The sequence below is a fragment of the Pseudomonas sp. LBUM1662 genome (assembly GCF_059695915.1).
In genome coordinates, this window is sequence record NZ_CP166793.1 from 40,826 (window position 1) to 66,201 (window position 25,376).

Sequence of the window (25,376 nt, forward strand, 5' to 3'; positions counted from 1 at the left end):
TCGTGCTATTACGTAGCTCTGCGCAAATAGCCGAACAAGCACGGAGCTTATGACCAGCAGCACATTGGCCGGCAATGCCCAGCTAGACGCCTCTCACTCCCCTGCACAACTGCGGGTCACGGGTGACTGGACGCTCGCCCATTACACCGACCTCAAGCACCTGAGCGAAAAGCTCCGCGGCCAATATGACGACAGCACGCACATCGACCTCAATGGCCTCGGTGCGCTCGACACGGCTGGCGCGTCGCTGCTGGTCGAATTGCTCGGGTCCGAGCGTCTGGGCCGATCCGCCGAGCATCCCGATTGCACCCTGTCCCCTGCTGACCGCGCCCTGTTGCAGACGGTTTATTGCTCGCTCAGCGATTTTTGCGTGCCGATCAAGGAACCGGAAGTCAGCGTCGGCATTCAACTGCTGACCCGCATCGGTCGCGCCGTCGACACCGTGTGGCAGGACACTCTGCAGCTGCTGGGCTTTGTCGGCCTGATCCTCGAAACCATCGCGCGCGGGCTGTTTCGCCCCAAGCGCTGGCGCCTCACGCCAATGGTCGCGCACATCGAACAGACCGGCCTCGACGCCGCGCCAATCGTAGCCCTGCTGACCTTTCTGGTCGGCGCCGTGGTGGCGTTTCTCGGGGCGACGGTGTTGGCGAGTTTCGGCGCGAGCATCTTCACCGTGGACCTGGTGGCGTTCTCCTTCCTGCGCGAATTCGGCGTGTTGCTGACCGCGATCCTGATGGCCGGCCGTACCGCCAGTGCGTTCACCGCGCAAATCGGCTCGATGAAGGCCAACGAAGAAATCGACGCCATCCGCACATTGGGCCTCGATCCGATGGAGTTGCTGGTGGTGCCGCGGGTATTGGCGTTGCTGGTGGCGCTGCCGATGCTGACCTTCCTGGCGATGCTCTCGGGGATTATCGGCGGTGGCGTTGTGTGCGCCGTGTCGCTGGATATTTCGCCGGCGATGTTCCTGTCGTTGCTGCAGACCGATATCGGCGTTCAGCACTTTCTGGTGGGGATCGTCAAAGCGCCGATCTTCGCGTTCCTGATTGCTGCGATCGGTTGCCTTGAAGGCTTCAAGGTCAGTGGCAGCGCCGAATCCGTTGGCGCGCACACCACGTCGAGCGTGGTGCAGTCGATTTTCGTGGTGATCGTGCTCGACGCCGTGGCCGCGCTGTTTTTCATGGAGATGGGCTGGTGAGTCGTCAACCCCGAGCGCCCTCCGAGGCGGTGATCGAAGTCCGTGGGCTGTGCAACCGCTTCGGCAGCCAGAGCGTGCACGAGAACCTCGACCTCGATTTATACAAAGGTGAAATCCTCGCTGTGGTGGGCGGTTCCGGCAGCGGGAAATCAGTGTTGCTGCGTAGCATCGTCGGTTTGCGCCAGCCCAGCGAAGGGATGGTGAAGGTCTTCGGCAAGAACCTGCCGACGCTGTCCGAGCACGAGCGTTCGATGGTCGAACGGCGTTTTGGCGTGCTGTTCCAGAAAGGTGCCCTGTTCTCTTCGCTGACGGTGACCGAGAACGTCGCCCTGCCCCTGATCGAACACGCCGGCCTGAGCCGTGAAGACGCCGAGCACCTGGCGGCGGTGAAACTGGCGTTGGCCGGGCTGCCGCTGTCGGCGGCGGACAAATACCCGGCCTCGCTGTCCGGCGGCATGATCAAGCGTGCGGCACTGGCCCGTGCGCTGGCGCTGGACCCGGACATCCTGTTCCTCGACGAACCCACCGCCGGCCTCGACCCGATTGGCGCCGCCGCCTTTGATCAATTGATCCTGACCCTGCGCGATGCCTTGGGCCTGAGTGTGTTTCTGGTGACCCATGACCTGGACACGCTCTACACCATCACCGACCGGGTGGCGGTGCTGGCGCAGAAGAAAGTGCTGGTGGCGGACGCCATCGACAAGGTCTCGGAAACCGACGACCCGTGGATTCACGAATACTTCCATGGCCCTCGCGGCCGCGCGGCGCTGACCGCCGCTCAACAGTTGAATGAGGTCTGACATGGAAACCCGAGCCCATCATGTGCTGATCGGCCTGTTCACCGTCATTGTGGTGGCAGGCGCCCTGCTCTTCGGTCTGTGGCTGGCCAAGTCCAGCGTCGACACCGAATTCAAGGATTACGAAGTCGTCTTCAACGAGGCGGTCAGCGGCTTGTCCAAGGGCAGCGCCGTGCAATACAGCGGGATCAAAGTCGGCGATGTGGTGACCTTGCGCCTGGACCCGAAAGACCCGCGCCGGGTGCTGGCGCGGATTCGCCTGGGCGGCGATACGCCAATCAAGGAAGACACCCGGGCCATATTGGCGCTGACCGGGATCACCGGGACCTCGATCATCCAGCTCAGCGGCGGTACACCGCAGAGTCCGACCCTCAAGGGCAAGGATGGCCATCTGCCGGTGATTGTCGCTTCGCCCTCGCCTATCGCTCGCTTGCTCAATGACAGCGGCGACCTGATGGCCGGCGTGAACACGCTGATGCATAACGCCAACCTGATGTTTTCCACGGAGAACGTCGAGCGCATCAGCAAGACCCTGGAAAATCTGGAACAAACCACCGGCACCATCGCCGACCAGCGCGGCGATATTCGTCAGGCGATGCAGCAACTGGCGTCGGTCGGCAAGCAGGCTGGCGCGATGCTGGAGCAGACGTCGGCGTTGATGCGCAACGCCAATGGCCTGCTCAACGATCAGGGCAAGCAGATGTTCGGCAGCGCCGAGCAGGCGATGAAATCGCTGGAGCAAAGCAGCGCGACCATCAACAAATTGCTCACCACCAACCAGGATTCTCTGAACAGCGGCATGCAGGGCCTCAATGGCCTGGCCCCCGCGGTGCGCGAACTGCGCGACACCCTTACCTCGTTGCGGGCCATTTCCCAACGCCTGGAAGCCAACCCCAGCGGTTACTTGCTGGGCAACGACAAGAACAAGGAGTTCACGCCATGAAGCTTGCGCACCTCGCCCTCCTCGCCAGCTTCACGCTGGTCAGCGCTTGCTCGATCCTGCCCAAGTCCGAGCCGTCCGATGTCTATCGCTTGCCGTCGTCCCAGAGCAGCGCATCGGCCAGTCACGGCACGCCGCAACGCTGGTCGCTGCGCCTGACCAAGCCGCAGGCCAGCGAAGCGTTGAACAGCCCGAAAATCGCCGTGATCCCGCAGGGAGACCTGATCAGCAGCTACACCGCCTCGCGCTGGAGCGATCCGGCGCCGGTGTTGCTGCGCAATCGACTGCTGGATGGTTTCCAGCGGGACGGCCGAGTGCCGTTGCTGAGCACGGATGACAGCAACTTCCAGGCAGACCTGGAATTGGGCGGGAGCCTGCAGGCGTTCCAGACTGAATACCAAGGCACCGCCGCCAGCGTGGTCGTGCGGCTGGACGCGTTGCTGGTGCGCGGCTATGACCAGCGCATCCTCGCCAGCCGCCGCTTTGAAGTGCGTCAGCCATTGAGCGATGTGAAGGTGCCGGCGGTGGTGGTCGGGTTTGGCCAGGCCAGCGATCAGTTGACGGCGCAGGTGGTGAGTTGGGCGGTTGCGCAAGGCCAGAAAGCCGCCCCGCCTCCCCGCCCCTAAAGCCAACACAAATCCCCATGTGGGAGCGGGCTTGCTCGCGAAAGCGGTACATCAGTCGACATCAATGTTGAATGTCAGACCGCTTTCGCGAGTAAGCCCGCTCCCACAGGGTTTTGTGGTTAACCGAAGAACCAGTAGCAAACGCCAATCGCGCCGAGAACACCGGCCAGTTCAGCCAGCAACGCGCACCCCACCGCATGCCGCGCCCGCTGGATGCCCACCGCACCGAAGTACACCGCCAGCACATAGAAAGTTGTTTCGGTACTGCCCTGAATCGTCGCCGCCACCAGCGCCGGGAAGCTGTCCACCCCGGATGTCTTCATGGTTTCGATCAACATCGCCCGCGCGGCGCTGCCGGAGAACGGTTTGACCATCGCCGTCGGCAGAGCGTCGACGAAGCGTGTGTCCCAACCGGCCCACTCCACCAGATGCCGAATCCCGTCCAGACCAAAATCCAGCGCCCCGGACGCCCGCAGTACGCCAACGGCGCACAGCATCGCCACCAGATACGGCAGCAGGTTCTTGGCGACGTCGAAGCCTTCCTTGGCGCCCTCGACGAACGCTTCGTAGACCTTCACTTTGCGTAACGCGCCGATCACCAGAAACAGCATGATCAGCCCGAACAGCGTCAGGTTGCCGAGGATTGATGACAGACCGGCCAGAGCGGTCGCCGAGAGCGTCGCCAGCAGCGCCATGAAGCCACCGAGGGCCAAGGCACCGGGAATCAGATACGCGAGCACCACCGGGTCCCACAGGCGCAGACGCTGCATGAACGCCACCGACAAGAGACCAACCAGTGTCGAGCAGCTAGTTGCCAGCAGGATCGGCAGAAACACGAGCGTCGGATCGGGCGCACCTTGCTGGGCGCGGTACATGAAGATCGTCACCGGCAGCAGGGTCAGGGAGGAGGCGTTGAGTACCAGGAACAGGATCTGCGCATTGCTGGCGATGGTCGGGCTGGGGTTGAGCTCCTGCAGCGCCTTCATGGCTTTAAGGCCGATCGGCGTGGCGGCGTTGTCCAGGCCCAGGCCATTGGCAGCGAAGTTCAGTGTGATCAGGCCGATGGCCGGGTGACCCGCCGGCACTTCCGGCATCAGCCGCAGGAACAAGGGGCCCAGTGCTTTGGCCAGCCATTCGACGATCCCGGCCTTCTCGGCGATTCGCAGGAAGCCCAGCCACAGGGTCAGAGTGCCGAACAGCAGGACCATGACTTCGACCGACAATTTGGCCATGGCGAAAATGCTCTCCACCATCGCCGCGAAGATCCCGGCGTTACCACCGATCAGCCATTGCGCCAGTGCCGAAACGGCAGCCACGATGAAGAAGCCAAGCCACAGGCCATTGAGCATCAGTTATATCCCCCGAAGAATGCCGCGAATGATAGCGGGGTGTGCAGAAACGACAAACCCCGGATTTCTCCGGGGTTTGTTTTAACTAGCGCTGGTCGCACCTGAATCCTGTAGGAGCGAGGCTTGCCCGCGAAGGCGGTGTGTCAATCAACATAGATGTTGAATGTTCCTGCCTCTTCGCGGGCAAGCCTCGCTCCTACAAGGGCAACACATCAGCCCTTGGAAATTTCACCGGCCGGCAATTTTTCCTTGCTGCGCCAGTGCGGCAGCGAGTTCCAGTAGCGCTGGCCCTTGGCGTCGTCGTACATGCCTTCCCAACGGGAGATAACCAGCACGGCCAGGGCATTACCGATCACGTTCAATGCGGTACGCGCCATGTCCATGATGCGGTCGACACCGGCGATGAACGCCAGGCCTTCCAGCGGAATACCGACGCTGCCCAAGGTGGCCAGCAGCACCACGAAGGACACGCCTGGTACGCCGGCGATGCCTTTGGAGGTGACCATCAGGGTCAATACCAGCAGCAATTGCTGACTGATCGACAGGTCGATGCCGTACAGCTGGGCAATGAAGATGGCCGCGATGCTTTGGTACAGGGTCGAACCGTCGAGGTTGAACGAGTAACCGGTTGGCACCACAAAGCTGCAAATCGCTTTCGGCGCACCGTAGGCTTCCATCTTCTCGATCACGCGCGGCAGCACGGTTTCGGAGCTGGCGGTGGAGTAAGCCAGTACCAGCTCATCCTTGAAGATGCGCATCAGCTTGAGCACCGAGAAGCCGAACAACTTGGCAATCAGGCCGAGGACGACAAAGGCGAAGAAAGCGATGGCGACATAAACCAGGATCACCAGTTTGGCCAGCGGCACCAGCGAGGCGAAGCCGAAGTTGGCCACGGTCACCGCGATCAGTGCGAATACGCCGATCGGGGCGTAGTTCATGATCATGTGGGTGACTTTGAACATGCTTTCCGAGACGCCCTGGAACATCTTCACCAGCGGCTCGCGCAGGTCCGATTGCAGGCTCGACAGGCCGAGACCGAACAACACGGAGAAGAAGATGATCGGCAGCATTTCGCCGCGAGCCATGGCCGCGAAGATGTTCGACGGGATCAGGTTGAGGATGGTTTCGATGAACGCGTGTTCATGCTGAACCTCGGCCGCCGTCGCCTGGTACTTGGAAATATCCACGGTACCCAGGGTGCTCATGTCGATGCCGGTGCCCGGATGGAACACGTTGGCCAGCACCAGACCGACCACGATGGCGATGGTGGTGACGATCTCGAAGTAAATGATGGTCTTGAGGCCGATACGCCCGAGTTTCTTCGCATCACCTACACCGGCGATGCCGACGATCAGCGAGGAGATGACGATCGGGATCACGATCATCTTGATCAGACGGATAAAGATATCGCCTGCCGGTTGCAGGACGTTGCTGATCCACCAGGCTTTTTCGGCGCTGAAATGGTTGAGCAGCGCACCGATTGCTATCCCCAGAACCAGACCGATGAGGATCTGCCAGGCGAGGCTGAGCTTTGCCTTCTTCATATCTTTACCCTTACTTGCGTTTGACTCAGGCGAATGCAAGAACTGGAACGCTTGTGGCGAAAAAGTCTGTGCATCGGCCCCCGTATAAGGTGCCCCGGAGCGCTTTGTTTCGGCTCTCTGGCAGGCGAAAAAAGGCGCAACTATTCCGATGCAAGGAAGCGACGTCTAATGCCGTAAACGCCTACCCTATGCCGAATCGGCATGAGCTTTTTTAATTGAAACTCGCGTCCCAACCGGTTCGAATACGACATTTCGGCAGGCATAAGTGCCGTGAACCGGCCATTTCAGAGGAGGTTGGTTGTTTTTTAAACAGTTGAATTCATGACGAAATTTCGGAAAAAGCCTACGTTTGACAGCGAAAACTCCTCAGCCGAAAGTCGAAGGTTTCTCGATATACGGTCGTGAAGAAACACCGCGAAACGGTTTTGCGGGGAATATGCAGCAGAGGGGAATGAGCGAACTGCTCTAGATCAACGTTTTGCACGTTGAAGCTCTTCGCAAGTCCGTCGAGCCACTCGGGCTGGCGAACTTGCGTCGCAGCTTTATTACCTGACCCGGCCCTTGCGCAGACACTCCATGTGCCCGTAGGTCACTCCGCCCCTGAAGCAGGCAGAACGTCCCGACCCCTTGGTCATGATGCGCCTGCCTTCATCGGGTGGCGCACTGGAAAGAAGCGATGCTGCTCCTTTCGTGTTTCAAACTCAGTACCAGTTCGGATCTTTCTTGAGCTGTTCCATCAACAGATCCTGCATGCCCTGGTCGGGTTTGCCGAGGAAGCGGTAGTCGGCATGTCGCGTTGGCGACTTGTCGGCCGGCAGTCCTGCGGGCACTTCGACCAGCATGGCGTACGCGTCCTTTTTGTCGAAGCTTACGGCCACGATCAAGCGCTTGTTCAGGCACGACGGTTGCGTTTCGCAAAGCGGCCCGACCAGATACTTGTCGCCATCCTCTTCGACAGCATTCATTTGCTCGGAGGCGCCGGACAGGTTCATCACCCATTCCGGCAGTCGTTCTTCCTTCTTGACGACTTTAGTCCAGGTCTCACGGTACTGCGGGTCCGAATTCAACAATTCGCTAACCCGCGTCTGGCCATCATTGGCCGCTATCGCCATGGCACTACCGCCCAGAAGCAGGGCGGCTGCCAATGTCTTTACCCAAACGCTCATATTCAGCCTCGACCGCGACGGCCAAAGAAGAACGAAGCAATGAACATCACCAGGAACACGACAAAGAGAATCTTGGCGATACCCGTGGCGGTGCCCGCGATACCACCGAAGCCCAGTACGGCGGCGATGATGGCAATGATCAAGAATGTGATTGCCCAGCTCAACATGGTGATTCTCCTTACGCTTCTATATTAGAGGTGCAGCTTGTGGTGCTTTTCCCGGCGCATCGAGCGCGCCAAGTTCGGTTGCTCAGAACACCCAACGTTCCTGACGAGGCATCTCATCCACAGGCTGAGCCTGGTCGACGTCCATCATTCGCATCGGGGCGAGGTCAGCCTGATTGCTGCTGACAGCGCTGAAATGGGTCTGGGTTGCACGGTGAATCGACACGTGCGGCGCTTCCGGCTGCTGGCTCTGTTCCCAAAGCAGGAACTGCTGGCCTGCGATCAGCGTGATCAACAGCGCCAGGACGCCAAACAGGCCTTGCTGGATATGCAACGGCGAGATGCGCAATGGGGCGACACGTTGGCGATTCATCCTGAAACTCCTCCCACCCTGGTGGTGATCTTGTTAGAGGGCGTCGATTCAAAATGGCCCTGATTACCCTAGCTATTGCAGCCTGCATGCCAGCTTTTTGATAGTAAAAAACCGTTTAAAATCAATAAGTTAGTTTTGGTGTGAAAATCATCGCGGACGCATCCTGCACGATGGGGCGCGCAGGGTCATGCGTATTGCACGATCAATTCCCGGGAACTTTGATTATTTTTGAATTGAGAGGAGGGCGCAGATGTCAGAAAGGGACGTGGGTCATTGCCTCAAAAGCGGTTTTTAGCTAAAAAACCAGCAAAATCAGCCCATTAGCTAATGGATGAGTAGAGAGCTACCCTGCCATGGCTGGAATGGATCAGAATCAACCATGCAACTTGCCCGATTTTTCCGGGACTAAACCAAGATCATTCATTTAAAGGAGCGCGGGAACATGGAATCAGCCACTGAGCATCAAGGCCGCATTCTGCTGGTGGATGATGAATCCGCCATTCTGCGAACCTTCCGTTATTGCCTCGAAGACGAAGGCTATAGCGTGGCCACCGCGAACAGCGCGGCGCAGGCCGATGCTTTGCTGCAACGTCAGGTGTTCGATCTGTGCTTCCTCGATCTGCGCCTGGGTGAAGACAATGGCCTGGATGTGCTGGCCCAGATGCGCATTCAGGCTCCTTGGATGCGGGTGGTGATCGTCACCGCCCACTCGGCTGTCGACACCGCCGTGGATGCGATCCAGGCGGGTGCCGCCGACTACCTCGTCAAACCGTGCAGCCCCGACCAGTTGCGCCTGGCCACCGCCAAGCAGCTGGAAGTTCGGCAGCTCTCGGCCCGCCTTGAAGCCCTTGAAGGCGAAGTGCGCAAACCCAAGGACGGTCTGGACTCTCATAGCCCGGCCATGAAAGTGGTGCTCGAAACCGCACGCCAGGTCGCCGGCACTGACGCCAACATTCTGATCCTTGGCGAATCCGGTACTGGTAAAGGTGAGCTCTCCCAGGCAATTCACGGTTGGAGCAAGCGCCAGAAAAAATCCTGCGTCACCATCAACTGCCCGTCGCTGACGGCAGAATTGATGGAAAGTGAACTCTTCGGCCACAGCCGAGGCGCGTTCACTGGCGCCAGCGAAAGCACGTTGGGGCGCGTCAATCAGGCAGATGGCGGTACGTTGTTTCTCGACGAGATCGGCGATTTTCCCCTGACGTTGCAACCCAAGTTACTGCGTTTCATCCAGGACAAGGAATACGAGCGCGTGGGTGACCCGGTGACCCGTCGCGCCGATGTGCGAATCCTTGCGGCGACCAACCTGAACCTCGAAGACATGGTGCGCGACGGCCGTTTCCGTGAGGACCTGCTCTATCGCCTGAACGTCATCACCTTGCACTTGCCGCCACTGCGCGAGCGCCGGGAAGACATCCTGAACCTGGCCGACCGTTTCCTGGCTCGCTTCGTTAAAGAGTACGCACGTCCGGCACGGGGCTTCAGCGATGAAGCCCGTGAAGCGTTGCTGGGTTACCGCTGGCCCGGCAACATCCGCGAACTGCGTAACGTGGTGGAGAGGGCGAGCATTATCTGTCCACAGGAGCGGGTCGAGATCAGTCATTTGGGCATGGCCGAAACCCCGGCCAACAATGCGCCGCGTATTGGCGCAGCGCTGAGCTTGGACGAGCTGGAGAAAGCCCACATCGGCGCGGTCCTGGCCACCGCGGATACACTGGATCAGGCGGCAAAGACACTCGGCATCGATGCCTCGACCCTGTACCGCAAACGCAAGCAGTACAACCTGTGAGCCCGCAATGAAACTGGCGATGAAGCTGCGTACTCGGCTGTTTCTGAGTATTTCGGCACTGATTACCGTGGCACTGCTCGGGCTCTTGCTCGGGCTGGTCAGCGTGATGCAGATGGCCGGCACCCAGGAAGTGCTGGTTCGCAACAACTTTGTCTCGCTGGACCTGGGGTTGAAGTTGCGCCAGACCCTGGGCGATCAGCTCATGATCATGATCGATGAAAAACCCGACCCCGCAGCGTTCCAGGCCTCCAGGCAGCACTACCTCGAGTTGCTTGAAGAAGGCATCACGCTTCAGCAATCCAGCAACGGCGGTTATGGCTTCAAGCAGGCCAAGGCTGACTACCTCGACTTTCTGCAGGTCTATGATCAAACACAAGCGGCGACGCCTGCATTAAGCGGCAACGAGGCGCTGGCGGAAAAATTCAATATTTTGCGCAGCGGTCTGGTCTCTGAACAAAAGCGCGCACTGGATAACATCAACACCACCGAGCGCCAGGCTCGGGAGCGCGCTTTGCTGATTGCCGGGCTGCTCGGGTTGGTAGGGTTGGCGGTGTTGATCATCGGTTTCATGACCGCCCATGCGATTGCCCGGCGGTTTGGCGCTCCGATCGAAGCCTTGGTCCAGGCGGCTGACGACATCGGCCAAGGTAATTTCGAAGTGACCCTGCCGGTTTCCTCGGCCGAGGAGATGAACCAGCTGACCAAGCGCTTCGGCATCATGGCGCAGGCGCTGCGTGAGCACCAGGCGATGAACATCGACGAACTGCTCGCCGGCCAGCAACGTTTGCAGGCGGTCCTCGACAGCATCGACGACGGGTTGCTGATGATCGACCGCGATGGCCAACTGGAGCACCTCAACCCGGTGGCCCAGCGTCAGTTGGGTTGGGACACCGATCGACTCGGTCAGGGGTTGGGCACAGCGCTCGATCGTCCCGAGCTGGATGAGCAGCTGCAACTGGTGCTGCGCGGCGGAACCCTGGAGCGGGCACCGGAAGACCTGAGCATCGAAGTCGACGGTGAGTCGAGATTGCTGACCTACAGCCTGACCCCGGTCAGCCATACGCAGGGCCACATTCTTGGCGCCGTGATGGTGCTGCATGACGTCACGGAACAGCGTGCATTCGAACGGGTGCGCAGCGAGTTTGTCTTGCGCGCCTCCCATGAGCTGCGCACCCCGGTGACCGGAATGCACATGGCCTTCGGCCTGTTCCGCGAGCGGGCGAAATTTCCTGAGGAGTCCCGCGAAGCCGACTTGCTGGACACCGTGAATGAAGAAATGCAGCGCTTGATGCAACTGATCAACGACCTGCTGAATTTCTCGCGCTACCAGAACGGGCTGCAGAAACTCACGCTGGCGCCTTGCTCCATTGAAGAGTTGCTGGAGCAGGCTCAGGCGCGATTTGCCGGGGCTGCGACGTTGAGGGGCATCGAGTTGGAGGTGGAAGTGCAGGGGCCTTTACCCAGGTTGCAGGCCGACCAGGCGCAATTGGACCGGGTGCTTGATAACCTGATCGATAACGCGTTGCGCCATACCGCCCAGGATGGACTGATACGTTTGCAGGCGCGGCGCCACGGCGAGAGGGTGATTATCAGCGTGGAAGACAACGGTGAAGGCATCGCTTACGGCCAGCAGGGGCGGATCTTCGAGCCCTTTGTTCAGGTCGGTCGCAAGAAGGGCGGTGCCGGACTTGGTTTGGCGCTGTGCAAGGAAATCGTGCAGTTGCATGGCGGACGGATGGGCGTTTATTCGCGGCCGGGGCAGGGGACGCAGTTCTACATGGCGCTGGCGGTTTAGAGCGCTGCAGTCTTCTCAGGCTTCATCGTCCAGGCGTCGATTGTTCCGCCGGCGACCACGGGTAATCAGCTCGATGAATTGCACGGCGCTCAATGCATGGGCGAACAGCCAGCCCTGGCCGTACTTCACCCCTTCGCTGCTCAGAAATGCCGCTTGGGCTTCATGTTCTATGCCCTCGGCAATCACCCTGAGTTGCAGGGCCTGGGCCATGTGAATGATGTGCGGTGCCACGCCGCTGCTGGCGGCATCATGGCCCAGTGCATCAATGAACGCCTTGTCGATTTTCAGGCAGTCCACCGGCAGGGTTTGCAGGTAGGCGAGGCTGCAATAGCCCGTGCCGAAATCATCGATCAGCACCTGATGCCCGACATCGCGCAAGGCTTGCAGGTTTTCCCTGGCCACCACCACATCGATCAAGCCCCGCTCAGTCACCTCAAAGGCAATCTGCTTTGCCGCGACCCGGTGCAAGGTCAGCAGGCGTGCCATCACCTGGCCGATACGCGGCACCATTACATCGCACGCTGCAAGGTTGACGGAAATGTACAACTGCGGATTGGCGCGTAGCAGTTGCCCTAGTTGTTCGAGGAGTCGCTGTAATACGAAGTCGGTCATCTGGCGGATCTGGCCGGTGTTTTCCGCCATCGGGATAAACAGGTCGGGGCTGGTCAGCGTGCCGTCCGGCCTTCGCCAGCGCAGCAAGGCTTCGGCCCCGACACAGTTGCGGCTGTCGAGGTCGAAGATCGGCTGATACAACACCTGCAATTCGCCTCGTCGGATGGCGCCGTTCAGTTCAGCGTCCAGTGACTGACGCTGGCGCACCAACAGAAACACCATGAATCCGACCAGGATGCCTAGTGCCAGACTGGCCGGCAGCAGCCACCACCAAACTGCCGGTACATGCATGTTCGTGCGCGGAGTGATCAACACTAATTGGTATTCGGGATTGTTGGTGGGCATCCGGTAAATCAAGCGGGTTTGCGTCACTTGCAGCGCATCGCGGCTTTCCAGGGGCCAGAATTCTGTGGGTGGCCAAACTTGTGCGGCTCCGAGGACAGGAATCGCACGGGTGCCATGGGAGAGCACCACCAGCAGGCTGCTTCCCGGGGACAGATCGACCATGTCGGTCAAATGCCCGCGAGAGGTTGCGACCCGAAAGTTGCCGCGTCCAAGCATCAGCGCCGCGCGGTTTTCATCAGGTTCGGTGGTGGTGTTCAGCCAATAGCTGTAGGTGGGCCCCTTGATGTCTGGCGGTCGACTCAGCGACAGCCCCTCCTGGCGAGGGCGATTCGAGCAGATCCGCGAGGCATCCATGTAGGCGGCTTCGTAAACGAAGCGGTAATTGAAGCTGACCTGTTGCAAAGTCGCGATCATTTCATCATCGCAGCCACGCAGGGGTTGGGCTTCCAGATCGTCGAGGCTTTCACGTAGCTGCCCGAATAACTGCTCCAGTCGGGCGAGGAAACGCTCGCCCTGGGCATTCATTTCCTGGCTTTCCCTCTGTTCAACCTGATGCATCGCTAAAAACAGGCTGGCGGCCATCAATAACGTTGCGCTCAAGGCGGCAGCCAGCATCGCCAAAAACCAGGGGCGATAGAACCAGCTACGAAGCGTCTCTCGAGCTACAGTCATTGTGGATATCCGAAGAATTACCAATGAGTTATAGCTGCTGATTGAGAAAAAGCCCTTACCGTCGGGCGGGCGTCATTATTTTGTCTGATTCAATACTTGCAGGAGCGCCGCCGTCTGGGCGTCGGGAGTGCCATCGAATCGAGTCGGGCGGAAATGCATTTGAAAGGCCGCCAGTACATGGCGCGTGGCGACATCAAGCTCGCCCGTTTGTGGCGTGGCATAACCCAGTCTGGCCAGCTGTCCCTGATACCAACTGATGCTCGGCAGTTCTGCTGCGAACTGGGCTTGCTGATGTGCGACCGCCTGCTCGTTTGGCCAGACGCCTATGCCTTCGCCGGCCAGGCGTTTCCAGGGGAACAGCGGGCCGGGATCGAGCTTGCGCAGCGGCGCGATGTCGCTATGGCCGATGATGGAGCGCGGGTTGATGTTGTAACGCTTGCTGATGTCCTTGAGCAGGAAGATCAGCGACTGAACCTGATCTTCACTGTACGGGTACCAGAGGCGGCCCGTCGGCGTGTCCTTGAAGCCAGGATTGACGATCTCGATGCCGATGGAGCTTGAGTTCAGCCAGGTCCGGCCTTGCCATTCGCTTTCGCCTGCGTGCCACGACCGAAGATTTTCATCCATCAGCTTATAGATGGTGGCGCCTTTGTCGTCGCCAATCAGGTAATGACTGCTGACCTCGCCGTGGGTGAGCAATTGCAGCGAGCGCTCGAGCGAAGCGGAGGTGTAATGCACCACCACGAACTGAATACGACTGTCGTGATTGGCTGAAGGGTGGCTGGTGTCGATCCGCGGGCCGCTGGCACAACCGGCCAACAGGAGCAGCGACATAATGAGAGCAAGACATTTCATGGCAGGAGGCAGTACACGCAAGACAGTAATGCAACAGTGTAACGTACTGACTTGCGCGTAGAGGGCTAAAGCGCTGTTTTAAATAAAATGGAACAATTGGCTGTCAGCCAGCCTCGACGCGGTTGCGACCGGCATTTTTCGCACGGTACAGCGCCTGATCGGCTCTTTTAAGCACCAAGTCGCTGTGTTCGCCGGATTTGAATGCCGTGAAACCCATGGAAATGGTGATGGTCACCCGCTCACCCTTAAAGTGGAAAGGGCAGGCCTCGATGGATGCGCGCAAGGTTTCCAGCAGTTTTGCGCCATTTGCCAAAGATGTGTCGGGCATCAGCAAGACAAACTCCTCGCCTCCAAACCGCGCAATGAAATCCGAACCGCGCAGGCGTTTGCGCAGCACGCTGGCGATGATCTTCAGCACCTTGTCACCCGCCAGGTGGCCGTAGTTATCGTTGATGCGTTTGAAATGGTCGAGATCGAGCATCGCCAGCAACAGGGTGTTGCCGTGCTGCTGCCAGTGGCGGACTTCGTGTTCCAGCCGTTCACTCCAGGCTGCTCGATTCGGCAGACTGGTGAGGGGGTCGATCAAGGCTTTCTGCCGCTGTTCTTCAAGGTGTTCCCGATAGCCCAGCGCTTCCTGTTCCATGTGCGCCACACGCTCGGCAAGGCTTTGCAGTCGAGCCGCGACTTCCTGCTCTCGTTCGTCGCGCTGCTTCTGGTGTTGATCCATGGTGCCGAGCAGGCCTTCGAGATGGTTCTCCAGAACATGCTTGAGGTCGTCCAGGTCCGCCGCTTCCTGCATGCTGCTTTGCAGGCCGTCGACTTGCTCGCGAATCTGCGTATCCATCTCGCGCGCCGCAGAGCGGTTGTCGGCATGGCCGTCGCTGGCTGCTTGCAAGTTGCTCTGGAACGATTCAAGACGTTCATTGAGTTGCTGCAGGTAGGCTTCGAACTCGTGCTGACCGCTGTCTGTGATCGCCAGCATCAACGTCGCCAGATCGTCGAGGATCGGGATCAATTCGTACCAGTTCAACCCGTTTTGCAGGCGATCACGCATCGCTTCCGCTTGCGGGCGATGGCGCTCGGGCAACGTCAGGTCATCGAGCAGGCCCAAGAGCGTGTCTTCGATGTGCTTGGCGACAGAGCTGTAGGACGGCTCGGGTGAATCGGGCAGGGCGTAGAGAGCATCCTCTGGCTCGGGGTGCTCTGCCTCAATGATCACCGGAGTCAATTCGTCCGGATTGATTGCTTGGTGCGCCTGCTCGGCTGGCGTAATGTCCGCAAGCACAGGTTCTGCCGGTTGTTCGATGTTCGACAGAGGCTCAACGATTGGCGCAGACGGAGTCTCTGTCTGAAGTACAGGCGGGACAAACGCCACCACGACAGGGGCGGGTTGCGTGGCGTGTATTTCCAGTGAATCAGGTGTTACAGCGGCGGGTTGAACGTCGATGACCGTTGGCTGTACGACTGGCGGCAGCTCGACCGTGGGCGCGAGATCAGCCGCTACAGGCGGGGCCTCGGTAATGGGTTCGACAGTTTGCTGGGGCGCTGCTTGTACCGCAGGCGCGGCGATCTGCGGCAAGGCCTCATCCGCTTCCCGGTTACCGAACAGTCGCTGCAGAAAGCCGGGACGATCAGGTTCTGCCGGGGTATCCAGTTGGCGCAAGGCTTTGCCTTGCAAGCCGCTCAGTTCGCTGAGCAGCAACGGAATCTCACGGGCCTGACTGACTCGGCCATCCAGTTGTTTGGCAAAGTTCTTCAGCGGCCGGCTGACTTCGCGAGGCAGCGGCAGCGTTTGCAGCTGAGTCACCAACGCAGTCAGTGCGGCGCTGGTCTGATTGATCCGGGTTTCCCGGCGCTGCTCGGAATCGAGTACGGCTTTTTCCAGGCGCGGAAGCAGGGCGGCCAGGCCGGCGTCCATGTCGTCGGTGCGCACGACTTCGCGCATCTCCTTCATGCACAGATCAACAGCGCGATCGGTGCCTTCTGCGGCCAGGGTGCTGCGCACCAGCCCACGACGCAGCAAGTCGAGCCGGGCATCCCACCGACGTTCGAGCTTTTCCTGTTGTTCGATACTTTTGAGGTATTTCTCTTTCCAACGCTGTGTTTCGTCGCTCATTCATGGGATCCGCGAAGGGGCAGGACTCAACGCGGGGAACGCATCGGCCGTGAGCGAACCCGGCAGACGAATCTCTACCGCGACGGGCAGGTGATCTGAAATCGGTTGTGCCAGCACTTCGACCTTTTCAAGGGTCAGCGTGGGGCTGAGCAGAATATGGTCCAGGCAGCGCTGCGGGCGCCAGCTGGGGAAAGTCGCTTCCAGTTGCGGCGCGAGCAGGCCGAGGTCACGCAACGGGGAGTTTTGCAGCAGATCACTGGCGTGGGTGTTCATGTCGCCCATCAGCACCTGGTGTTTGTATCCACCGATCAACTCGCGGATATAAGCCAGTTGCATGCTGCGGGCGCGAGCGCCCAGCGCCAGGTGCATCATCACCACCACCAGCGCTTCCGGACCTTCGCCGAAACGCACGAGAATGGCACCGCGACCCTTGGGCCCCGGCAGCGGATGATCTTCAATCGCCCATGGGCGCAGGCGGCTGAGCACGCCATTGCTGTGCTGGCCGAGGCGACCGAGATTGCGATTGAGTTGTTGATACCAGTAGGGGAAGGCGCCGAGTTGCGCCAGGTGTTCAACCTGATTGACGTAGCCTGATCGCAGGCTACCGCCATCGGCTTCCTGCAAGGCGACCAGATCGAAGTCGCCCAACAGGTTGCCGATCTTTTGCAGATTGTCGGCACGCCCGGTGTGTGGCAGCAGATGCTGCCAGCCCCGGGTCAGGTAGTGCCGATAGCGCTCGGTACTGATGCCGACCTGGATGTTGAAACTGAGCAGACGCAGACGGCTGTCTGCGGGCAAGCCCGTCGATTCCAGGTGATGTTCGTTGATCCGCGGATCATGCAGACCAACGACGCGTTCAGTTCCCCAGCGGCGCATGGCAGGCCCCGCGCTTAGTTGGCAGCAGCCTTGTTAGCCGCTCGCTCTTTGTCGACCAGTTTATCGGCCAGTTGCAGTGCTTGTTCGGCGCCGCCGGCAGAACCCACGTCAAAGCGATACTTGCCGTTGACGATCATGGTTGGAACGCCGGAGATTTCATATTTCTTGGCCAGTTCTTTGGCTTTGTTGATCTGGCCCTTGATGGCGAAGGAGTCGAAAGTCGCCAGGAACTTGTCCTTGTCTACGCCTTGAGTCGCGAGGAAGTCGGCCATTTCATTCTTGTCGACCAGCTTCTTGTGTTCTTTCTGAATCGCGTTGAACACCGCAGCGTGGACCTTGTTCTCGACGCCCATGGCTTCAAGGGTCAGGAACATCTGGCCGTGTGCATCCCATGGGCCGCCAAACATGGCAGGGATACGGACGAAGTTCACGTCGGAAGGCAGTTTTTCGACCCAAGGGTTGATCACCGGCTCAAACGCGTAGCAATGCGGGCAGCCGTACCAGAACAGCTCCACGACTTCGATCTTGCCAGGCACGGCGACCGGAACCGGATTGCTCAGTTCGACAAAAGGGGCGGCGGGTGCTTCGGCGGCTTGGGCAGTCATGCCGAACAGGCTGGCAGCGACGAGTGCGGCGCTGATGATCAGATTACGCATGCTTTACTCCTGGACAATTTTGGTCGCCTCGCGCGACCTGTTTTCAGACAGGTCCTGGCGGGCTTGAGTTCTGTAGTGTAACGGCAGCGGCCACAAAAAAGGGCGGCCTGAGCCACCCTTTTTATACTTGCTGCGACGGATTAATAGAGCGTTAACGTTGCAGGAGATGTACTTCCCGCGCGACGCCCCGTTCGCCGGTCTTAGTGCAGTCCCTGAATGTAGCTGGAGACCGCGGCGATATCTTCGTCGCTCAGCTTTTTGGCAATGCTCTGCATCGGCTTGGTGTCGCCGTCGTTGGTCCGGCCACCTTCTTCCTTCCTGAAGTCGGTCAGTTGCTTGCCGACGTACTGGGCGTGCTGGCCACCCAGGTGCGGGAAGCCGGCTGCCGCGTTGCCGGTGCCGTTAGGCGAGTGGCAACCGGTGCAGGCTGGCAAGCCCTTGGCCAGGTCGCCGCCACGGAACAATGCTTCACCGCGAGCCACGACTTTCGGGTCGGCGGCGCCAACGCTGCCTTTCTGGCTGGCGAAGTAGGCGGAAATATCAGCTAGGTCCTGATCGCTCAGGTTGGTCAGCAGGCCGGTCATTTCCAGAACGGTGCGTTTGCCGGACTTGATGTCGTGCAACTGCTTGTTCAGATAACGCTCGCCCTGGCCTGCCAGTTTCGGAAAGTTAGGCGCCATGCTGTTGCCATCCGGGCCATGACAGGCGCCACAAACTGCGGCTTTCGCCTGGCCAGCTGTTGCATCACCTGCAGCATGGGCAATGCCGGAGATCCCCACGGTCAACAGCAGACTCACGATCAATTTGTTCATCAGCTAATCCAACTACGGCTAAGGGTTAAAGAGTTATGGACCGGGATCACTCGCTCATCCAGTGGATGATGGCCTGGTAATCCTCGGCACTGCAGTCCATGCACAAACCACGCGGCGGCATCGCCTTGAAACCCTGGGTCACGTGTTGCACCAGCGTCTCCATACCTTTCGCCAACCTCGGCTTCCAAGCTTCCTGATCGCCCTTTTTGGGCGCCATGGGTAGTTGGCCGGAATGACAGGCACCACAAACACGGTTGTACACAGCTTCCGGATCCTGTGTAGCCTGAGCGCTGTAAAGCGGCATCAAGACACCGGCAGCTAGCAGCCATTTCGTCATAAAACGACCTTTTCAGGGTTGAGAGCGTTCTGCGTTCTAATGCGCAATCAAGGTCAATCGCTCTCGTGAACTTCATCCTACGCTGGGACAAAGCGCACACAAAATCTGCGGCATTATATACTGGCGTCACTGAAACGGAAACGACACCGCTTGCCGCGTCCATTCCCGGCGCCGCCCACATCGGAAATCCCATGCAACTCAAGAACCCCATCCTCGGCCTGTGCCAACAGTCCACCTTCATGCTCAGCGCTGCCAAAGTCGACCAATGTCCCGACGACGAAGGCTTTGAAGTGGCTTTCGCCGGGCGTTCCAACGCCGGTAAATCCAGTGCGCTGAACACTTTGACGCACGCCAGCCTGGCGCGGACCTCGAAAACTCCGGGTCGCACGCAGCTCTTGAACTTCTTCAAGCTAGACGATGATCGTCGTCTGGTCGACCTCCCGGGTTACGGTTACGCGAAAGTACCTATCCCGTTGAAGCTGCACTGGCAGCGTCACCTGGAAGCTTATCTGGGTGGTCGCGAGAGTTTGAAAGGTCTGATTCTGATGATGGACATCCGTCATCCAATGACCGACTTCGACCTGTTGATGCTTGATTGGGCTGTCGCCAGCGGCATGCCGATGCACATTTTGCTGACCAAAGCCGACAAGCTGACCTACGGCGCGGCGAAAAACGTCCTGCTCAAGGTTCAGACAGACATTCGCAAAGGATGGGGTGATGCGATCAGCATCCAGTTGTTCTCGGCGCCAAAACGCATGGGCCTGGAAGACGCCTACACTGTACTGGCAGGCTGGATGGAGCTGGCGGACAAGGGCTCCGAGGTTGCCCAGCAATAAATCGCGGGCAAAAAAAACCCCGGACTTCTTATGGGGAGGGGGAAGTTCCGGGGTTCAAGTTCCGGACCGCTAGGGCGGGGTCCAGATATCTGCCAACACTTAACACAACATAGGAGCATCGAAGGGCTTCACCAGCCATTCAGTAACTCTGAGTGGCGGTTCACGGGTTTAGTTCCGGAGAGGTTCAAAATCCATTCGGAATAAACCCAAGCATTTTTCGAAATAACAGCCCTTCGACCTTTCTGCCGCGGCACTATGCCGCAGCAAAAAGCCCCTGTTCAGACGGCTCAGTGAGCCTCATCCCAGTTGTTGCCTACGCCCACCTCTACCAAAAGCGGCACATCCAGCTTCACGGCTTCGCTCATGTGCGCGCGAATTTCATCCCGAACCTGGTCGATCAGGTCTTCGCGCACCTCAAGCACCAATTCATCGTGTACCTGCAGGATGACTTTGGCGTCGAGGCCGGAGGTGGTCAGCCAGTTATCCACAGCTACCATGGCTTTCTTGATGATGTCCGCTGCCGTGCCTTGCATCGGCGCGTTGATCGCCGTGCGTTCGGCACCTTTGCGCAGGGCCGGGTTTTTCGCGTTGATTTCCGGCAGGTACAGGCGACGACCGAAGATGGTTTCGACAAAACCTTGCTCGGCCGCCTGGGTGCGGGTGCGTTCCATGTATTCCAGAACACCCGGGTAGCGGGCAAAATAACGGTCGATGTACGCCTGGGATTGCTTGCGATCAACGCCGATCTGCTTGGCCAGGCCAAACGCGCTCATGCCGTAGATCAAACCGAAGTTGATCGCCTTGGCGCTGCGACGCTGATCGGTGGTGACGTCGGCCAGCTCAACGCCGAATACCTCAGCGGCGGTGGCCTTGTGCACGTCCAGGTCATTGCGGAACGCGTGCAGCAACCCTTCGTCCTTGGCCAGGTGCGCCATGATCCGCAGTTCGATTTGCGAATAGTCCGCCGCCAGCAGTTTGTAGCCTTTTGGCGCGACGAACGCCTGACGAATCCGACGCCCTTCGGCCGTGCGGATCGGGATGTTCTGCAGGTTCGGATCGCTGGACGACAAACGCCCGGTCGCCGCGACCGCCTGATGATATGACGTGTGAATCCGCCCGGTGCGCGGGTTGATCTGTTCCGGCAGACGGTCGGTGTAGGTGCTCTTCAGCTTGCTCATCGAGCGGTACTGCATCAGCACTTTGGGCAGCGGGTAATCCTGTTCGGCCAGTTCCGCCAGTACCGCTTCGGCGGTTGACGCCTGGCCCTTGGCGGTTTTGCTGAGGATCGGCAGGCCGAGTTTTTCGTACAGGATCACGCCCAATTGCTTCGGCGAGCCGAGGTTGAATTCCTCACCGGCGATGGCGAATGCCTCACGCTCCAGCGCGACCATTTTGTCGCCCAGCTCAACGCTTTGAATACCCAGCAGGTTGGCATCGACCAACGCGCCCTGGCGTTCGATGCGGGCAAGTACCGGCACCAACGGCATTTCGATTTCGTTCAGGACTTTGCTCAGGCTCGGGATGGCATTGAGCTTTTCCTGCAAGGTTTGATGCAGGCGCAGCGTCACGTCGGCGTCTTCGGCGGCGTAAGGCCCGGCCAGTTCCAGTGAGATCTGGTCAAAGGTGAGCTGCTTGGCGCCCTTGCCGGCGATGTCCTGGAAGCTGGTGGTGGTGTGATTCAGGTACTTGAGCGCCAGGCTGTCCATGTCGTGGCGGGTCGCGGTGGAATCCAGCACATAGGATTCGAGCATGGTGTCGAACGCGATGCCCTGCACGGTGATGCCGCAGCTTTGATCGCCACCAATGGCGCAGTTGGCCAGGATGTTCATGTCGAACTTGGCGTGCTGGCCGACCTTTAGCTTGTTCGGGTCTTCCAGAATCGGTTTCAGTGCGCGCAGCACGGTGTCGCGATCGAGCTGATCCGGCACGCCCATGTAGGAATGGGTCAGCGGGATGTAGGCCGCTTCGTTAGCCTGTACAGCAAACGACAGGCCGACCAGTTGCGCCTGCTGCGCATCGATGCCGGTGGTCTCGGTGTCGAAGGCAATCAGCTTGGCGTCGTTGAGCTTCTTCAGCCACAGGTCGAAATCGGCCTGGGTCAGGATCGTGGTGTACTTGAGTTCGGTCTCGACAGCGGTTTCTTCAACCACCGGCGCGCTGACTGCCTGGCCGGAGCGCTTGGCATCGCGCTGGTTATCTTCGAACCAGCTTTTGAATTCCAGCAGGGTGTAGAGCTCGGCGAGTTTGTCGTGATCCGGCTGGCCCATTTGCAGGTCGTCGAGCCCGATGTCCAGCGGCACGTCGATCTTGATGGTCGCCAGTTGATAGGAGAGGAATGCCATCTCCTTGTGCTCTTCGAGCTTGGCCGGCAGGGTCTTGGCGCCGCGAATCGGCAAGGTCGGGACGATGTCGAGCTGTGCATACAGCTCGGTCAAACCACCGTTTACGCCCACCAGCAGGCCGGAAGCGGTCTTGGGACCAATGCCCGGAACGCCCGGGATGTTGTCGGAAGAATCGCCCATCAGTGCCAGGTAATCGATGATCTGCTCGGGAGCGACGCCGAATTTCTCCTTCACGCCTTCCACGTCCAGCGCGCTACCGGTCATGGTATTGACCAAGGTAATGTGGCCGTCGACCAGTTGCGCCATGTCCTTGTCGCCGGTGGAGATCACCACCGGGCGATCCGCTGCGGCGCTGCTGCGGGCCAGGGTGCCGATCACGTCATCGGCCTCGACGCCTTCGACGCACAGCAGCGGGAAGCCGAGGGCGATCACACTCTGGTGCAGCGGTTCGATCTGTACGCGCATGTCATCCGGCATGCTCGGACGGTTGGCCTTGTATTCGGCGTACATGTCATCGCGAAACGTCCCGCCCTTGGCGTCGAACACCACGGCAAACGGACTGTCCGGGTACTGCTTGCGCAGACTCTTGAGCATGTTCAGCACGCCTTTGACTGCTCCGGTCGGCAGACCCCTGGAAGTGGTCAGCGGCGGCAGGGCGTGAAAGGCGCGGTACAGGTATGAAGAACCGTCCACCAGGACGAGGGGGGCTTGGCTCATGAGCAGGATCAACCTTTTCGGCGGGTCCGGCGCTAGAATAGCGGGACCGTTGACGACAAAGGGACAAGGTTATCATGCGCACACTAAATCGCCTGTTGCTGGCTGGCTTGTTTGCAACCGTTCCACTGTCCGTCATGGCGGCGGATGATGCGCCGACACCGGAGCCGGAAGTCACGATTCGCACGGAAGGGGACAAGGTCATTCAGGAATACCGCCAAAACGGTTTCCTGTACGCGATCAAGGTCACGCCGAAGGGCGCACCACCGTATTTCCTGGTGCGTGCGGACGGGACAGATGCAAACTTCATCCGCTCGGATCAGCCGGATATGCTGATTCCGTCGTGGAAGATCTTCGAGTGGAAGTAGTTTCTTAATTTCAATCGGCGCTGGCTCAAGCAGCGGCGCCCGTACTGGCAGTTTAAACATGTCTGTGTTCACCCCGCTGGCTCGGCCCGAGCTGGAAACCTTTCTCGCCCCATACGGGCTCGGCCGCCTGCTTGATTTCCAGGGAATTGCCGCCGGTAGTGAAAACACCAATTTCTTCATCAGCCTGGAGCAGGGCGAATTTGTCCTGACCCTGGTCGAGCGCGGTCCGGTTCAGGAGATGCCGTTCTTCATCGAACTGCTCGATGTGCTGCACGAGGCCGACTTGCCGGTGCCATACGCGCTCCGCACCACTGACGGCGTGGCTTTGCGTGAGCTGGCCGGCAAACCGGCGCTGTTGCAACCTCGCCTGGCAGGCAAGCACATCAAGGAAGCCAATGCGCAGCATTGCGCCCAGGTCGGCGAGTTGCTGGGCCATCTGCACCTGGCGACCCAGGCCAACATGATCAAGCGCAAAACCGATCGCGGCCTGGACTGGATGCTGGAGGAGGGCACGCAGTTGTTGTCGCACCTGAATGCCGAGCAAAGCGATCTGCTGCAACGGACACTGGACGAAATCACGCAGCAGAAGACGAAAATTCTGGCGTTGCCACGGGCCAACATCCACGCGGATCTGTTCCGCGATAACGCGATGTTCGAAGGCACGCACCTGACCGGGCTGATCGATTTCTACAACGCCTGTTCGGGGCCGATGCTCTACGACGTGGCGATTGCCTTGAATGACTGGTGTTCGGATGACGACGGACTGATCGACGGGCCGCGAGCACGAGCGTTGCTCGGGGCTTATGCGGCGTTGCGCCCGTTCACGGCAGCCGAAGCCGAGTTGTGGCCGACCATGCTGCGCGTGGCGTGTGTGCGGTTTTGGTTGTCACGGTTGATCGCCGCGGAGTCGTTCGCCGGGCAGGACGTGTTGATTCACGACCCGATGGAGTTTCAGCTGCGCTTGGCGCAGCGGCAGAAGGTCAGCACCCCGTTGCCGTTCGCCCTGTAAGAGCTTCGCGGGCAAGCCTCGCTCCTACCGGATTTGTGTCGTTTTACAATTTTTGCGAACGACACAAATCCTGTAGGAGCGAGGCTTGCCCGCGAATGGGCCGCCGTAGATCCCGCGGTTACAACGACTCCAGACACCCCGCCAAATCATTCCCCAACTTCTCCAGCACCTGCTCATACCCCTGAGCAGTCGCTGGTGTGTAGCCACCCAGCGCATCCAGTTCTGCCAACTTCACCGGCAAACCCGCGACCAGTGTTTCCGCCAGGCGCGGACGCAGCGGCGGCTCACTGAACACACAGGTCTTGCCGACTTCCTGCAAGCGCGTGCGCATCGCCGCGACATGTTGAGCACCCGGCTGCACTTCGGCGGCAACGCTGAATACGCCGGTGTGTTTCAGGCCGTAAGCGTCTTCGAAGTAGTCGAAAGCCTCGTGGAACACAAAGTAAGGTTTGCCCGCGATACCCGCCAACCGCGCTTTCAAGCGCAGGTCCAACGCATCCAGACGCTCATCGAATGCTTTGAGATTGCTCTGATAACGCGCGGCATTGGCTGGATCGGCTGCACTCAGGTCTGCGGCCATTTTGCTGGCGATCACGCGGGCGTTCACTGGCGACAACCACAAATGCGCGTCCAGGCTGCCGGGACGATGGTCGTGATCATGCTCATCGGCCTCTTCCGCGTGGGAATGGCTGTCTTCGGCGAAACGGCGCAGTTTCAGTCCCGGCAAATCCTGAATCGCGACGCTCGGCAGCGTACGTCCGTTCAGCACGCGGGGCAGGAAACCTTCCATGTCCGGACCGATCCAGTAAACCAGATCCACCGATTGCACCTTCCGTACGTCGGACGGGCGCAAGGCATAGTTATGCGGCGAAGCGCCCGGTGGCAGCAGCACTTCCGGGATCGCCACACCGTCCTGCACCGCAGCGGCAATCAGCTGTAGCGGCTTGATACTGGTAAGGACTTTGACGTCGGCTTGAGCTGAGCCAATGAACAGAAAACTTGCGACAAATACGACAAAGATAGAAAAAAGTCGGGACACGATGACCACTCGAAGAGGCGAGAACGGGTAACATAATAACGTCTCT

At 59.5% G+C, this 25,376-nt stretch carries 23 protein-coding genes; 9 read left to right on the forward strand and 14 right to left on the reverse strand.

Annotated features, from left to right (window positions below; translation table 11 throughout):
- Positions 1–49: 49 nt before the first annotated feature.
- Genes ACA049_RS00195 through ACA049_RS00210 form a run of 4 tightly spaced genes read left to right on the forward strand, consistent with a single transcriptional unit; the run spans position 50 to position 3,561 of the window.
- Positions 50–1,198, forward strand: a complete 1,149-nt coding sequence (locus ACA049_RS00195) for an ABC transporter permease (RefSeq protein WP_497332199.1) — start codon at positions 50–52, stop codon at positions 1,196–1,198.
- Positions 1,195–1,998 (forward strand): ABC transporter ATP-binding protein, encoded by an 804-nt coding sequence (locus ACA049_RS00200; protein WP_497332201.1) that lies wholly within the window; start codon positions 1,195–1,197, stop codon positions 1,996–1,998. The genes ACA049_RS00195 and ACA049_RS00200 overlap by 4 nt, the downstream gene beginning before the upstream one ends.
- Position 1,999: 1 nt before the next feature.
- Positions 2,000–2,938 (forward strand): MlaD family protein, encoded by a 939-nt coding sequence (locus ACA049_RS00205; RefSeq protein ID WP_497332203.1) that lies wholly within the window; start codon positions 2,000–2,002, stop codon positions 2,936–2,938.
- On the forward strand, positions 2,935–3,561 hold the full coding sequence (locus ACA049_RS00210) for an ABC-type transport auxiliary lipoprotein family protein (RefSeq protein ID WP_497332205.1): 627 nt from the start codon (positions 2,935–2,937) through the stop codon (positions 3,559–3,561). The genes ACA049_RS00205 and ACA049_RS00210 overlap by 4 nt, the downstream gene beginning before the upstream one ends.
- A gap of 119 nt (positions 3,562–3,680) precedes the next feature.
- On the opposite strand, the gene ACA049_RS00215 is transcribed toward ACA049_RS00210, so the two are convergent.
- The 5 genes from ACA049_RS00215 to ACA049_RS00235 all read right to left on the reverse strand — a co-directional run bounded on the left by ACA049_RS00215 (position 3,681) and on the right by ACA049_RS00235 (position 8,157).
- A complete protein-coding gene (locus tag ACA049_RS00215) occupies positions 3,681–4,910 on the reverse strand; it encodes a nucleoside recognition domain-containing protein (protein WP_497332207.1) in 1,230 nt (409 codons plus the stop codon).
- Positions 4,911–5,122: 212 nt separating this feature from the next.
- The gene (gene gltP / locus ACA049_RS00220; RefSeq protein ID WP_497332209.1) at positions 5,123–6,454 is read right to left on the reverse strand and encodes a glutamate/aspartate:proton symporter GltP; all 1,332 of its coding nucleotides are present in this window, start codon (positions 6,452–6,454) and stop codon (positions 5,123–5,125) included.
- A gap of 701 nt (positions 6,455–7,155) precedes the next feature.
- A complete protein-coding gene (locus tag ACA049_RS00225) occupies positions 7,156–7,620 on the reverse strand; it encodes an inhibitor of vertebrate lysozyme family protein (RefSeq protein WP_497332211.1) in 465 nt (154 codons plus the stop codon).
- A 2-nt stretch (positions 7,621–7,622) separates the two neighbouring features.
- Positions 7,623–7,787 (reverse strand): DUF1328 domain-containing protein, encoded by a 165-nt coding sequence (locus ACA049_RS00230; RefSeq protein ID WP_003177151.1) that lies wholly within the window; start codon positions 7,785–7,787, stop codon positions 7,623–7,625.
- 82 nt (positions 7,788–7,869) lie between these two features.
- Positions 7,870–8,157, reverse strand: a complete 288-nt coding sequence (locus ACA049_RS00235; protein ID WP_497332213.1) for a hypothetical protein — start codon at positions 8,155–8,157, stop codon at positions 7,870–7,872.
- Between the two features lie 442 nt (positions 8,158–8,599).
- On the opposite strand from ACA049_RS00235, the gene algB reads away from it, so the two are divergent.
- Both algB and ACA049_RS00245 read left to right on the forward strand, forming a co-directional pair.
- Positions 8,600–9,946 carry a sigma-54-dependent response regulator transcription factor AlgB gene (gene algB / locus ACA049_RS00240; RefSeq protein ID WP_497332215.1) on the forward strand — a complete coding sequence of 449 codons (1,347 nt, stop codon included), beginning with the start codon at positions 8,600–8,602 and terminating at the stop codon, positions 9,944–9,946.
- A 7-nt stretch (positions 9,947–9,953) separates the two neighbouring features.
- A complete protein-coding gene (locus ACA049_RS00245; protein WP_497332217.1) occupies positions 9,954–11,741 on the forward strand; it encodes an ATP-binding protein in 1,788 nt (595 codons plus the stop codon).
- Positions 11,742–11,756: 15 nt separating this feature from the next.
- Here the strand turns inward: ACA049_RS00245 and ACA049_RS00250 are convergent, their stop codons facing one another.
- The 7 genes from ACA049_RS00250 to ACA049_RS00280 all read right to left on the reverse strand — a co-directional run bounded on the left by ACA049_RS00250 (position 11,757) and on the right by ACA049_RS00280 (position 19,022).
- Complete coding sequence (locus ACA049_RS00250; protein ID WP_094469814.1) at positions 11,757–13,370, reverse strand: EAL domain-containing protein; 1,614 nt, start codon at positions 13,368–13,370, stop codon at positions 11,757–11,759.
- 75 nt (positions 13,371–13,445) lie between these two features.
- Positions 13,446–14,225 (reverse strand): N-acetylmuramoyl-L-alanine amidase, encoded by a 780-nt coding sequence (locus ACA049_RS00255; protein WP_497337021.1) that lies wholly within the window; start codon positions 14,223–14,225, stop codon positions 13,446–13,448.
- A 103-nt stretch (positions 14,226–14,328) separates the two neighbouring features.
- Positions 14,329–16,341, reverse strand: a complete 2,013-nt coding sequence (locus ACA049_RS00260) for a GGDEF domain-containing protein (protein WP_497332219.1) — start codon at positions 16,339–16,341, stop codon at positions 14,329–14,331.
- Positions 16,342–17,217, reverse strand: coding sequence for an endonuclease/exonuclease/phosphatase family protein (locus tag ACA049_RS00265; protein WP_497332221.1), 876 nt, complete (start codon positions 17,215–17,217; stop codon positions 16,342–16,344).
- A 14-nt stretch (positions 17,218–17,231) separates the two neighbouring features.
- Positions 17,232–17,873, reverse strand: a complete 642-nt coding sequence (locus tag ACA049_RS00270; protein WP_497332223.1) for a thiol:disulfide interchange protein DsbA/DsbL — start codon at positions 17,871–17,873, stop codon at positions 17,232–17,234.
- Between the two features lie 200 nt (positions 17,874–18,073).
- Positions 18,074–18,685: a c-type cytochrome gene (locus ACA049_RS00275; RefSeq protein ID WP_008076257.1), complete on the reverse strand. Its 612-nt coding sequence runs from the start codon at positions 18,683–18,685 to the stop codon at positions 18,074–18,076.
- A 46-nt stretch (positions 18,686–18,731) separates the two neighbouring features.
- Entirely contained in the window at positions 18,732–19,022 is a 291-nt protein-coding gene (locus ACA049_RS00280) for a c-type cytochrome (protein ID WP_497332225.1), read from the reverse strand.
- Positions 19,023–19,213: 191 nt separating this feature from the next.
- Here ACA049_RS00280 and yihA point away from each other — a divergent pair, with 191 nt between their 5' ends.
- Positions 19,214–19,858 carry a ribosome biogenesis GTP-binding protein YihA/YsxC gene (gene yihA / locus ACA049_RS00285; protein ID WP_109627074.1) on the forward strand — a complete coding sequence of 215 codons (645 nt, stop codon included), beginning with the start codon at positions 19,214–19,216 and terminating at the stop codon, positions 19,856–19,858.
- 287 nt (positions 19,859–20,145) lie between these two features.
- On the opposite strand, the gene polA is transcribed toward yihA, so the two are convergent.
- The gene (gene polA / locus ACA049_RS00290) at positions 20,146–22,917 is read right to left on the reverse strand and encodes a DNA polymerase I (RefSeq protein ID WP_497332227.1); all 2,772 of its coding nucleotides are present in this window, start codon (positions 22,915–22,917) and stop codon (positions 20,146–20,148) included.
- 74 nt (positions 22,918–22,991) lie between these two features.
- Here polA and ACA049_RS00295 point away from each other — a divergent pair, with 74 nt between their 5' ends.
- The gene (locus ACA049_RS00295) at positions 22,992–23,282 is read left to right on the forward strand and encodes a DUF2782 domain-containing protein (protein ID WP_438659829.1); all 291 of its coding nucleotides are present in this window, start codon (positions 22,992–22,994) and stop codon (positions 23,280–23,282) included.
- A gap of 58 nt (positions 23,283–23,340) precedes the next feature.
- Positions 23,341–24,291, forward strand: a complete 951-nt coding sequence (locus ACA049_RS00300; RefSeq protein WP_497332230.1) for a homoserine kinase — start codon at positions 23,341–23,343, stop codon at positions 24,289–24,291.
- Between the two features lie 118 nt (positions 24,292–24,409).
- Here the strand turns inward: ACA049_RS00300 and znuA are convergent, their stop codons facing one another.
- Entirely contained in the window at positions 24,410–25,330 is a 921-nt protein-coding gene (gene znuA / locus ACA049_RS00305; RefSeq protein WP_497332232.1) for a zinc ABC transporter substrate-binding protein ZnuA, read from the reverse strand.
- Between the last annotated feature and the right edge of the window lie 46 nt (positions 25,331–25,376).